Consider the following 10,949-nt stretch of genomic DNA (forward strand, 5'->3'; position numbering starts at 1 on the left):
TCAAGCTTCGGACAAGGCAGAGCGAAAAAGCCGCAAGTCTGTCCGAAGAAAGGTCAAGTTCGGACAGGGCAGAGCGAAAAAGCTGCTAGTCTGTCCAAAGAAAGGTAAAGTTCGGACAGAGCAGATCCAAAAAGCCGCAAGTCTGTACGAAGAAAGATCAAGTTCGAACTAGGCCTGTTCACGAATATAGGTCAACCTAAAACCCACTTTTAAGACGAAAAAACCATCAATTAAAAAAATTGATGGTTTTTATCACTGTTTTTCATCCCTTTTTGCGTATCTTTCCAATTTATACATGAGATCATTTAATTTCTTTTCAAGAGCATCCAGCTTTATTTTTTCCTTCTTGATAATTTCCTCTATTCGGTCGTCCATCGAATCATGATTGAATGGAGTTTGGTCATCACTCATTGGGAATCAGTCCTTTGTATATGACATTCTTTCATAAAAAGAGATATCGGACTGACACCTGCAAGAGTTTACCGTTTTCTCTTTTTGGATTGGTCAACAAGAGCTGTTTTGCCTTTCGATACTTTCTCTAAGACCACTTGGACATGAAACTTATTATCTTCCACATTGGTAACGCTTGAAATCGTTCCTTTACGTCCTTTTATCTTTAATTCTTCGCCTTCGGATGGGACCCGTTGAAGGAGCTGGCTTAACAAAAGGTTTTTGTTTTCATAAAAATGAACAGCAAACATATGGTCTCACCTAATTTCATATAAAATGTGTTAGAAATAAATCCTTATCTAAATATATGAGGATGGTTAAATTAGAGACCATGTTAGTAAAAAAATCATAAAAAGATCTCTTGAAGGAGTCTCATCAAGGAAATTTTACTTTGAATTTTTTAATAAAATGGTTTATGGTGACAAAAAAAGGGGGAATTCCTAATGAGCAAGACACTACAGCCACCGTATTATGCTGTAATTTTTACTTCACAGCGTACAGAAGGGGACCAGGGCTATGGAAACATGGCAGAAACAATGGAGAAATTGGCCTCGACACAGCCCGGGTTTTTGGGAATCGAAAGCGCGAGGGACACACAATTAGGAATTACGGTTTCCTATTGGGATTCATTAGAAGCCATTGAGAAATGGAAAAACCATGCAGCCCATACCATTGCTCAGGCAAAGGGAAAAGAGAAGTGGTATAAAAATTATATCGTAAGAGTTTGTAAGGTGGAAAAAGCTTATTCTTTTGAAAAATAATCGAATATATGAATGAAAAAGGTAAAAGGGAATCCTTGATACCTTTTTCAAGTTTTGAGGGAAACTTTTTTAAAACTTACAATGACTATTTACAATAGTTAAAACTTTAGCTACTATTTCAATAGTTATAAGAGAGAAGGTTAGATAGATGCCATTTGATTTAGATCCATCGTTATTAGTTATTTTAATTGTATTTGGTTTTTTAGCAGCTTTTATTGATTCGGTTGTCGGAGGCGGCGGGCTGATTGCTTTGCCGGTCTTGTTATTTACAGGCCTATCACCAGCGGCGGCTGTTGCCACCAATAAATTAGCCGGAACCATCGGCTCATTAACCAGCACCATTATGTTCTATCGTTCAGGAAAACTCGATATCAAATCCGTTTATAAATTATTTCCGTTAACATTTATCGGCTCAATGATTGGGGCCTGGACAGTCGATTTGATGAACCCAGCAGTGCTAAAACCTTTGATGCTGGTCATGCTTGCAGTGGTAGCGATTTATACCATTTTCAAAAAGGATTGGGGAAGCGTAGCAACCAACAAAAAACTATCCATGCGTCACTTAGTCATCTTTATGATCCTCATTTTTGCCATCGGTTTTTATGATGGATTTATCGGTCCGGGAACCGGATCATTCCTAATCTTTTCCTTTTTAATGGTCGGTTTTGATTTTTTAAAGGCAGCGGGGAATGCAAAGTTTTTAAATTTTGGCAGTAATATTGCGGCACTGATGATGTTCATGTTTTTAGGCCATGTCAATTATGTTTATGGAATTTCAATGGGAATTGCTCAAATCGTTGGAGCTATTTGCGGATCGAAATTTGCGATTGCACGTGGCAGTGGGTATGTCCGGGCCTTGTTTATCGTCGTGACCTTTTTGCTGCTGGCAAAAAATACGTATGATTATCTCCATTAACATGAGAGAGGAGGAACCCAAGTGGATACCGAACAATTAAAAATTTTCGATCAAGCGAAAAATGAAATTGGTGTGGCTACTCGTGAAGAGGTACATAGAAAAGGATATTGGCATGAAGTTTTCCATTGTTGGTTTGTTAACGGGGATAATCTCATTTTACAGCTTCGCAGTGAACAGAAAAAAGAAAATCCTTCACTTTTCGATATCACCGCTGCGGGTCATCTATTAGCAGTTGAAACGGTAGAAGATGGGGTGCGCGAAGTGAAAGAGGAATTGGGTGTGGATCTTACTTTTGAAGATCTAAAGCCACTAGGAATCATTGATTATTGCTCGATCCAAGGGAAGTATATTGATAATGAAATCGCCCATGTCTTTTTATATAAATGTCCTGTAGAGATAGATCAATTCATACTGCAAAAAGAAGAAGTAGCAGGAATTGTAAAAGTTCATTTTTACGACTTTTGCGAACTGTGGAATGGAATGAAAGATGCAATTCGAGTGGCAGGTTATGAAATAAAAGCTGATGGGAGTAAACAGGTGATTAATAAATTAGTTGGTCGCGGCCAATTTGTTCCGCACCCTGCTGGATATTATGAAACCATTATAAAAAAGATCAAAGAGAAAATGAAATAAAAAGAGGTCGTTAAGTAGATAAACTCCTTCTTTTTATGGATAGCATCCCCTATCGTTACAATCGTTGGGCGGTACATACACTCAGCCTTATAGTATTTAACCGTATTCTTAACAGGCTTCCTATTCATTTAAAAACCATGCATCAATTGCTGATCTAAGAATACATGTTAGAGATGGATGCGATTTCCCTTCTATATAAGGATAACATCTTTTCAATAAGCAGAAGCGGATCGCCATTAAAGGTTGAGAGGGATGCTTATGAGATTGATGAAGTGGACTGTGAGAGAACTTAAAAAGAAGCATGAGATTACAGCCATTCAATATCCCAAGAATCTAAGGCTTGTCGTTGGCAGTCTGCTGGGGGCAATAGCTGCTATTCTTCAATCAGCGGGATTGATTGGCGGGATTGGTTATGCATTTAGCATGATGGCAACTGGACCCATCGTCCTTGCGACGGTCATCTCCGTCCGAATCGGCCTGTTAACGTATGCCGTCACTACTTTGTTATTGGTGATCCTCCAGCCTAGTGAAGTCTTAGTCTTCCTTTTTACCACCGGCCTGCTTGGCACAGCTCTTGGAATTGGGTTTAAACTCTATCATACGGGAACTACAGTTTCCTTAATAGGTGGAACCGCTCTAACTACAGGAATTCTTATTTTACTTTATGTATTTCAATTTCCCGTGTTAGGCCCTTCGGTTTCAAGTAGTGTAAGTGGCACCGTGGTGATTGGTGTCCTGCTTTTTGGTCTTTTTTACAGCTGGATGTGGATGAATTTAAGTAGGTTTGGAATGAAACATTTAAATAAAGTCATGGTGAGAAAATTATTGCTTGAGAAAGATGAATCACATTAAAATGAAAGAAGTGTAAAATATGATTAAATATAAATGCCTCCATCATGTAAGCCTCTCCGTAACGGATTTGGAACGAGCAAAAGATTTCTATGAGAACACGTTATGTTTAAAAGAAATACCTCGTCCTGATTTTGATTTTCCAGGTGCTTGGTATGAAATTGAAGGGCAGCAGCTTCACTTGATTGTCGATCTATCTTCACAAACGATACGCAAGGATAAAAGCTTATCCAGCAGAGAAGGTCACTTTGCTCTTAGAGTTGAGAACTACTATGAAACTCTAAACTGGTTAAAACAGAATAATGCGGAAATCCTTGAAAAACCAAATGGAGCAAGTGGATTTGCACAAATTTTCTGTGCTGACCCAGATGGTAATTTGATTGAATTAAATGTGGATCAAAAAGATCTATAATGAACCAGATAAAGCCTGCCGTTAGAGACACTTCCTAATGGAAGGTAAGGCAGGCTTGTATTTCAAATTTCAAAAAACAATCCTATTTTCCAAAAGGAGAATAGGTTTAAATTCTTCTATCATTTAATATTGGCTAAATGATTTCTGTCTTTAGCAAGTGGTGGTTGTTCCATCCATCCATATTCAATCAATAGTTGTGCTCCATCCTCTGCATATCTTTCCATGTCTGCCATTAGTATCGTATATTTTAAAGTTAAATCTCTCCTTTGGGAATCAGATAAGGCAGCTCCCAAATAACCAACTCCTGCAGAAACTAATATTACAATATGACTTAACATCAATTTATCGGAAAATGGCGGAATTGTTGAATCTGTGACTTCGGATACCCAGGAAGCAGGAGAAGAGAGATCTTCTTTTGAAAGGATTGAACTAAGAGTATCGAATTGTTTTTTACAGATGGCTTTCCCCTCTGAAAATATTTCTGAAGCTCCTTGGATTGACAGACTTGCCCAAACGCAATTTCTAAGACAACTTTTGCTACTGTTTTTTGCATATTGTAGCTTAAACCGCTTATTTCTAACGCATTTAACGGTCTTTTTTTTCCGAACCAGCCAGTCAGATAGTTTTGGTGGTTTACAAAGTCAATTTGTTTAGGTGTATTGATCCGAGGCGGTTTGCTATAAATTCCTTTTTCTAACATTAATTGTACGATTCTATCATGAAGCTCCATTGACTCTTTATTACATTCAATAAAAAAATCTCTTTGGTCCGCACGTACGGAAATACTGACTGCTCCAGCATAGCCAGTTAATCCATGAATGGTCATAATCAGCATGTAGGCTAATAGAAAAGTATCAGTAAATAACGCTGGTGCATTAAGATTAACATCCTCTTTTGTAAACCCTATTGGAATCGGAAAGTTCTCCTCTTTAAAAAAATGGTTTATTTTTTTAATATGACCTTCTGCCAGACTAAGCGCGAAAACTAGTATATCCCTCAAAGCTTGATCTTGTGTGTTTTCAATCGAATGTTAAAGAACACAAATGGCCATCGTATCATTCATATATTGGGTCCAAAGATTGGTGATTTCTCCAGTAGTCAATTCAACCTTATGATTTTCATCTATTTTCACTAAGACCCCTCCATTAAAGTTCTGCTGAAGCTAATATACCCTGTAGAATTAGTATGATGACTGGTTTTATTATCTACTTGGAATGAAACCACTATGTAAAATGAGTGAATGGAAAAAAAACCAATTTTTAGACTTGAAATAACCCGTAAATTGTGTTTTTATTATGGAGTAAAAAGCGAATAAATAGTGAGGAGAAGGAGCAAGAAAAATGAAGTTTCCTAAAAATATAATACTAGAATCAGTTGCCGAACGAAAAAATCATCAAAGTTACGGGTTAGAATTTGTTCAGGAACTTGGATATGATGATGCTGGATTTTCCGAGATGGTAGTGGTTATTTTTAAATACGAAGATAAATATTACAGTGTTGATATCCAACATGTAAATGGGGAAAACAATTACGACCATTGGAATGATGAAGTGGAATGTCCGGAGGTAGTAAGGAAAGAGGCAATCCAATATTATTGGGAAGAAGTTAGAGTTTAAAATCGTAAATGTCAGATTCAATAAATAAGGCTATTATGGCTTGAGTGCAAAAAGGAACGTTTTAATAAAGACGTTCCTTTTTTATTTAGTTTGAATTCTCTGATTGTGTCAGATTTATCAAAAAAATTCTGCTAGATTTAGTACTTAGTATCCAGTCTCCAGAATATCTTTTTACGTAGATATAGCTATATGATAAAAGGAGAGATTGGATGGAACATGTTGATGTCATTATTATTGGAAGTGGCCATAATGCGCTAATTGCAGCAGCCTATTTGACCCGCGCAGGACGCAGTGTACTAATTTTAGAGAAAAATGACCGCCCTGGCGGCTTTCTTCGGACAGAGGAATTGACGCTTCCTGGATTCAAACATGATGTCTATGCAGCGGCACATCCACTCTTCACCACAGGACCTGCTTACGCTGAATTAAGAGAGGATTTAGAAAAGAGAGGGTTACGTTATTTAAATACGGACCTTCCTACCGGAGTTTCCATGGAAGATGGACAGACTGCTGTTCTTCCGACTGCATTTGATGCACTTATGGAGGAAGCTGAACGGCTTGCTCCTGGTGACGGGGCGGCTTTAGCCGGCATGTTTGAACAATTAAATCCATATGTCAACGATGTATTTGGTTTGTTTAACATGGATCTTTCCGGACCGGAAGCTGCGCCTATTATCAAGCGCTTGCTCCATGAAGAGGGGGGAGCTGGTTATTCTTCTTTTGCGGCATCCCTGATGACAACGGCACGTAATACAGTTAGTACACTTAAGTCGCCAGTCACACGGGCGATGCTCGCATCTTGGGTCACACATTTAGGGCGTACTCCGGATGAAGTGGGGAGCGGTATTTGGGTCCCCCTCACAACAATGGCACTCATGGGCGGCGGAATGCCAACACCTGAAGGGGGGAGTGAGAAACTAGTTAATGCTTTGGTTCAATTAATTAAAGATCAAGGCGGAGAGATTCAAACCAACACACTTGTCGAACGCATCATAGTGGAGAAAGGTAAAGCTGTGGGTGTTCGGACGGCTAAAGGAAGAAAATTCTTTGCCAAACAAGCAGTGGTGGCTACCACCACACCTGATCAGCTCTATCTCACCCTATTAAAGGATACAGAGATTTCAGGCTCACTACGTTCTCAAGCAGAAAAGTTCCGATATGGCCGAGGGTGTGTGCAGATTCATTTAGCCCTAAGTGAACCACCCAAGTGGCCAGATGAAAGGTTTAATCGTGTTGGTCAGCCCCATCTGACAGATGGATTAGATGGATTTACTTTGGCAATCGCCCAAAGCACGGCGGACCTTCTTCCTGCTAAACCAACTTTCACGGTAGATTGCTCAACGAACTTAGATCCAACACGTGCCCCTGAGGGCAAGGCAATCATGAGAGTACAGGTGTTGGAAGTGCCAATCCGTCCACGCGGGGATGCAGCCAGCCAAATTGAGGTGGGGGACGGAACGTGGACTCATGATTTAACAGAGCGGTTTACAGAACGAGTGCTGCAGGTGGTAAGTAAACATATTCCCAACATCCCAAGTGCGGTCATCGGAAAATATGTTGTTACTCCAGACACGATTGCCAGGTTTAACCCGAACTCAGGACCTGGGGATCCATACGGCGGTGCTCACGATTTGGCGCAAAGTTATTTATTTAGACCACTTCCAGGCCAGCCAGGGCATCAAACCGCGATTCCAAATGTATATATGCTTGGTGCTGCTACATGGCCTGGCCATGGAGTCAATGGCGGCTCAGGTTATATTGTAGCGCAGAAGCTGTTGGCCAATTAACTTTTTTATCGTTCAAAAGCAAAAGATCCTATTTCTTATGAAGGAAATAGGATCTTTTATATGGCTACTTACTTTGTGAAGTTTTTCTTGAAGGAGCCGGATAGATTCCATATGAATCCGGTATCATTTGTGTTGAGTGAGAAAGTAATTCGGATACTGTCACGCATTTATACCCATTCTTGTTTAGATAATTTAAAATGGTTTCTAATGCTGTCACAGTTGAACAAGCTTTCGAAAATTCACTTCCATGCCAATCATGAAAAAGAATGATATTACCGGGTTTTACACCTTTGATAATATAGCTGCACATTTGGCCCGCTGGAGGATTGGTCCAATCACGAGAATCCTGATCCCACGACCATAAGACAACCTCTTTTTTGTTTTTTAACGCGGTATTAATAATGTCATCATTATAAAATCCTCCTACTGGCCGATAGAGAGAAGGTTTTATACCTGTGTATTTTTGAATAACTTGATCAGTTTCTTTTAATTCTGATAAAAGCTTGGACGATGTAATATGATAACCATAAATATGGCTAAAAGTATGATTGGCAATCTCATGTCCTTCTTCAACTTCTCTTTTCAATACATCAGGAAATCGAACTACTTTATTACCTGCTACAAAAAAAGTAGCTCTCGCATTATATTTAGCTAATAAATCAAGAATTTGTGGTGTGAATATCGGGTGTGGACCGTCATCAAAAGTAATCGCTACTAGTTTTTCTTTTGTCTTAACTTCCCAAAAGACATGCCCCGTTTTTTCATATTCCTCCCGGCTTTTAATTGCAGCAGAAATATTTTTTTGACCGAAACTAGTCGATAAAAATAAAAAAACACAAACAAAGATGAACTTATTCAAACGCAATCACTTTCCCTTAATAGTGAACTCAGAAGAATGGAAGCATGGGGACGGTTCTTATGCTTCAAATGAAGCACAAGAACCGTCCCTGTGTTTTCCCGTGTTATATTCAGGCTCTATTCTTTGTCCTGCCTGAAATAAATTTAAATATGATCACCACTGCAGCTACTACTAGTAGAAGGTGAATAAGTCCTCCAGCAATATGGAATATAAGCCCAAGGACCCAAAATAATAGTAATAAACCAACAATTGTCCAAATCATTAAAATCCCCTCTTTCGTTAAAAAAGTTGTTTGTTATGTATCATACCCACGATTCATAAAATTAAAAGCTTAACAAAAGAGGGTTTTTTTACTTTGGAGGCGGAGGGATTGGTGAGAGCGTCCATCAATCAATGATATCTAATACAGATTAAAAGTCATGAAGACCATGGCTTTATGGGAGCATGAGAACCGTCCCCATGCTCCCTTGTTTCCTGACTTCTATTGGTAAAGGTTACCGCCTGTTTCTTTGAATTCTTCGGCTTTTTCCCGCATTCCTTTGGCAATGGCTTCGTTTGGGTCGAGTTTGTTTTCTTTTGCATAGTTCCGAATATCGTGAGAGATTCTCATGCTGCAAAATTTTGGTCCGCACATGGAACAGAAATGGGCTGTTTTGGCTCCTTCTGCCGGCAGGGTTTCATCATGATACTCGAGGGCACGCTCAGGATCTAGCGCTAAATGAAATTGATCTCTCCAACGGAATTCAAACCGGGCCTTCGATAAAGCATTATCTCTTATTTGGGCACCAGGATGGCCCTTGGCTAAATCGGCCGCATGTGCAGCAATTTTGTAGGTTATCACTCCTTCACGGACGTCATCTCTATTAGGTAGTCCCAAATGTTCTTTTGGCGTTACATAACATAGCATCGCGGTTCCAAACCAGCCAATCATGGCGGCTCCAATCGCGGAGGTTATATGATCATATCCGGGAGCAATATCCGTTGTAAGAGGTCCCAGTGTATAGAAGGGCGCTTCCTTACAAATTTCTAGTTGTTTATCCATGTTCTCTTTAATGAGGTGCATCGGGACATGTCCTGGGCCTTCGACCATCACCTGAACATCATGTTCCCAGGCGATTTGCGTTAATTCTCCTAAAGTTTCTAATTCCGCAAATTGTGCTTCATCATTTGCGTCAGCAATCGAGCCTGGCCGTAAGCCATCACCTAATGAAAAGGCCACATCGTAGGACTTCATAATTTCACAAATTTCTTCAAAATGTGTATATAAAAAGTTTTCTTTATGATGGTGTAAACACCATTGGGCCATAATCGAACCGCCCCGTGAGACAATTCCGGTTAACCGTTTCGCTGTTAACGGAACATATCGTAAGAGGACACCGGCATGGATGGTAAAGTAATCGACCCCTTGTTCAGCCTGCTCAATTAAGGTATCCCGGTAAACCTCCCAGGTCAGGTCTTCGGCAATACCGTTCACTTTTTCAAGTGCTTGATAAATCGGAACGGTACCAACAGGAACGGCTGAGTTTCGAATAATCCACTCACGGGTTGTGTGGATATTTTTCCCTGTAGAAAGATCCATGATGGTGTCGGCACCCCAGCGAGTAGCCCACGTCATTTTTTCTACTTCTTCTTCAATCGAAGAGGAAACCGCCGAATTTCCGATGTTGGCATTAATTTTGACATGAAAGTTCCGTCCAATAATCATTGGTTCTGTCTCTGGATGATTAATATTAGAAGGGATAATTGCCCGTCCTCTAGCAACTTCATCACGAACAAATTCAGGCTTCATATTTTCCCTGATGGCGATAAATTCCATTTCAGGTGTAATGACTCCTTTTTTTGCATAATGGAGCTGGGTCACATTTTTCCTTGTTTTTGCTCGTAATGGTTTACGTTTTAAACCAGGAAAAACTTTATGATTGGCCCGAGGATCATCCAATGCTTGATATCCATTATCCTCCGGTTTAATTTCACGGCCTTCATATTCTTCAACGTCTGAACGTTCTCGGATCCAAGTACTCCGAAGAGAGGGAAGCCCCTTGGTGATATCTACTGAATAATTTGTATCTGTATAAGGACCGCTGGTATCGTACACCCGTACTGGAGGATTTGTTTCCTCTCCAAAGGTACTTGTTGTCGGACTTAACTCAATTTCCCGCATAGGCACCATAATATCGGGTCTAGAACCCTCTACATAAATTTTTTTACTGCCTGAAAAGTTGGACATGATGGAAATGTTTTTTTCATTTAATGAGGTGGATACCATTGATAAATCTCTCCCTTTTTATTTAATAAAAGGACGAGTTCTAGAACATGAATGGGAAAAAAGAAGCACATCAAAAAGCCGGGTCCATAAAAGGATGGACCCGGCAAATGTATGTAGAAGTTAATCTCAATAAAGATGTTTGTCAACTTCCCCACGCTGGTATGATCCAGATCAGGTCCGAAGGGTCAAGAAACTTAAACGTGTTCCTCTCTCAGCCCAAACTATTGGACTCCCCTAGTTATGTTTATTTAACTTGCTCAAGTATACAAAAATAGAAATAGAAAAGATAGGTAATTTTTAAAAAAATTACAATATGAGGAATAAGACTTGGGTCTTTTTGACTAAATTTGAAGGAGTGTATAATCGTCAAACTTCAAACAGAAAATAAAAGGTAAAGAAA

General features: G+C 39.6%; 13 protein-coding genes, 1 pseudogene and 1 riboswitch. Of the genes and pseudogenes, 7 read left to right on the forward strand and 7 right to left on the reverse strand.

Annotation, left to right across the window (positions count from 1 at the left end; all coding sequences use genetic code 11):
* Positions 1 to 252: 252 nt before the first annotated feature.
* Entirely contained in the window at positions 253 to 411 is a 159-nt protein-coding gene (locus tag V7266_RS11165; protein ID WP_335467965.1) for a hypothetical protein, read from the reverse strand.
* Positions 412 to 479: 68 nt separating this feature from the next.
* Positions 480 to 701, reverse strand: coding sequence for a hypothetical protein (locus V7266_RS11170; RefSeq protein WP_335467966.1), 222 nt, complete (start codon positions 699 to 701; stop codon positions 480 to 482).
* 192 nt (positions 702 to 893) lie between these two features.
* Between V7266_RS11170 and V7266_RS11175 the strand changes: the two genes are divergently transcribed.
* From V7266_RS11175 to V7266_RS11195, 5 genes are all read left to right on the forward strand, one after another.
* Positions 894 to 1,211 carry an antibiotic biosynthesis monooxygenase family protein gene (locus V7266_RS11175; RefSeq protein WP_335467967.1) on the forward strand — a complete coding sequence of 106 codons (318 nt, stop codon included), beginning with the start codon at positions 894 to 896 and terminating at the stop codon, positions 1,209 to 1,211.
* A gap of 148 nt (positions 1,212 to 1,359) precedes the next feature.
* On the forward strand, positions 1,360 to 2,127 hold the full coding sequence (locus V7266_RS11180; protein ID WP_335467968.1) for a TSUP family transporter: 768 nt from the start codon (positions 1,360 to 1,362) through the stop codon (positions 2,125 to 2,127).
* 21 nt (positions 2,128 to 2,148) lie between these two features.
* Positions 2,149 to 2,760: an NUDIX hydrolase gene (locus V7266_RS11185; protein ID WP_335467969.1), complete on the forward strand. Its 612-nt coding sequence runs from the start codon at positions 2,149 to 2,151 to the stop codon at positions 2,758 to 2,760.
* 258 nt (positions 2,761 to 3,018) lie between these two features.
* Positions 3,019 to 3,612, forward strand: coding sequence for a hypothetical protein (locus V7266_RS11190; RefSeq protein ID WP_335467970.1), 594 nt, complete (start codon positions 3,019 to 3,021; stop codon positions 3,610 to 3,612).
* Positions 3,613 to 3,631: 19 nt separating this feature from the next.
* On the forward strand, positions 3,632 to 4,021 hold the full coding sequence (locus tag V7266_RS11195; protein WP_335467971.1) for a VOC family protein: 390 nt from the start codon (positions 3,632 to 3,634) through the stop codon (positions 4,019 to 4,021).
* A 119-nt stretch (positions 4,022 to 4,140) separates the two neighbouring features.
* Here V7266_RS11195 and V7266_RS11200 read toward each other — a convergent pair whose 3' ends face one another.
* Positions 4,141 to 4,632 (reverse strand): DUF3231 family protein, encoded by a 492-nt coding sequence (locus tag V7266_RS11200; protein ID WP_335467988.1) that lies wholly within the window; start codon positions 4,630 to 4,632, stop codon positions 4,141 to 4,143.
* Positions 4,536 to 5,021: pseudogene (locus tag V7266_RS30745) on the reverse strand (DUF3231 family protein); the annotation flags it as partial. The pseudogene V7266_RS30745 and the gene V7266_RS11200, both read right to left, overlap by 97 nt.
* Before the next feature lie 340 nt (positions 5,022 to 5,361).
* Between V7266_RS30745 and V7266_RS11210 the strand changes: the two are divergent.
* Complete coding sequence (locus V7266_RS11210; protein WP_335467972.1) at positions 5,362 to 5,637, forward strand: hypothetical protein; 276 nt, start codon at positions 5,362 to 5,364, stop codon at positions 5,635 to 5,637.
* A gap of 209 nt (positions 5,638 to 5,846) precedes the next feature.
* Positions 5,847 to 7,424 carry a phytoene desaturase family protein gene (locus tag V7266_RS11215; RefSeq protein ID WP_335467973.1) on the forward strand — a complete coding sequence of 526 codons (1,578 nt, stop codon included), beginning with the start codon at positions 5,847 to 5,849 and terminating at the stop codon, positions 7,422 to 7,424.
* Between the two features lie 64 nt (positions 7,425 to 7,488).
* Here V7266_RS11215 and V7266_RS11220 read toward each other — a convergent pair whose 3' ends face one another.
* The 3 genes from V7266_RS11220 to thiC form a co-directional block, all read right to left on the reverse strand.
* Positions 7,489 to 8,283, reverse strand: a complete 795-nt coding sequence (locus V7266_RS11220; protein ID WP_420491380.1) for a polysaccharide deacetylase family protein — start codon at positions 8,281 to 8,283, stop codon at positions 7,489 to 7,491.
* Positions 8,284 to 8,392: 109 nt separating this feature from the next.
* The gene (locus V7266_RS11225) at positions 8,393 to 8,545 is read right to left on the reverse strand and encodes a lmo0937 family membrane protein (RefSeq protein ID WP_335467974.1); all 153 of its coding nucleotides are present in this window, start codon (positions 8,543 to 8,545) and stop codon (positions 8,393 to 8,395) included.
* Positions 8,546 to 8,764: 219 nt separating this feature from the next.
* Complete coding sequence (gene thiC, locus V7266_RS11230) at positions 8,765 to 10,549, reverse strand: phosphomethylpyrimidine synthase ThiC (RefSeq protein WP_335467975.1); 1,785 nt, start codon at positions 10,547 to 10,549, stop codon at positions 8,765 to 8,767.
* A gap of 131 nt (positions 10,550 to 10,680) precedes the next feature.
* Positions 10,681 to 10,795, reverse strand: a riboswitch (TPP riboswitch).
* Positions 10,796 to 10,949 lie beyond the last annotated feature (154 nt).

The organism is Neobacillus drentensis (genome assembly GCF_036965645.1).
Classification (GTDB): Bacteria; Bacillota; Bacilli; order Bacillales; family Cytobacillaceae; genus Neobacillus; species Neobacillus drentensis_D.

What these genes read in the sequence shown, in the direction of transcription:
- V7266_RS11165 (WP_335467965.1), bottom strand. Translation starts at nt 411, where the DNA reads ATGAGTGATGACCAAACTCCATTCAATCATGATTCGATGGACGACCGA.
- V7266_RS11170 (WP_335467966.1), bottom strand. Translation starts at nt 701, where the DNA reads ATGTTTGCTGTTCATTTTTATGAAAACAAAAACCTTTTGTTAAGCCAG.
- V7266_RS11175 (WP_335467967.1), top strand. Translation starts at nt 894, where the DNA reads ATGAGCAAGACACTACAGCCACCGTATTATGCTGTAATTTTTACTTCA.
- V7266_RS11180 (WP_335467968.1), top strand. Translation starts at nt 1,360, where the DNA reads ATGCCATTTGATTTAGATCCATCGTTATTAGTTATTTTAATTGTATTT.
- V7266_RS11190 (WP_335467970.1), top strand. Translation starts at nt 3,019, where the DNA reads ATGAGATTGATGAAGTGGACTGTGAGAGAACTTAAAAAGAAGCATGAG.
- V7266_RS11195 (WP_335467971.1), top strand. Translation starts at nt 3,632, where the DNA reads ATGATTAAATATAAATGCCTCCATCATGTAAGCCTCTCCGTAACGGAT.
- V7266_RS11210 (WP_335467972.1), top strand. Translation starts at nt 5,362, where the DNA reads ATGAAGTTTCCTAAAAATATAATACTAGAATCAGTTGCCGAACGAAAA.
- V7266_RS11215 (WP_335467973.1), top strand. Translation starts at nt 5,847, where the DNA reads ATGGAACATGTTGATGTCATTATTATTGGAAGTGGCCATAATGCGCTA.
- V7266_RS11225 (WP_335467974.1), bottom strand. Translation starts at nt 8,545, where the DNA reads ATGATTTGGACAATTGTTGGTTTATTACTATTATTTTGGGTCCTTGGG.
- thiC (WP_335467975.1), bottom strand. Translation starts at nt 10,549, where the DNA reads ATGGTATCCACCTCATTAAATGAAAAAAACATTTCCATCATGTCCAAC.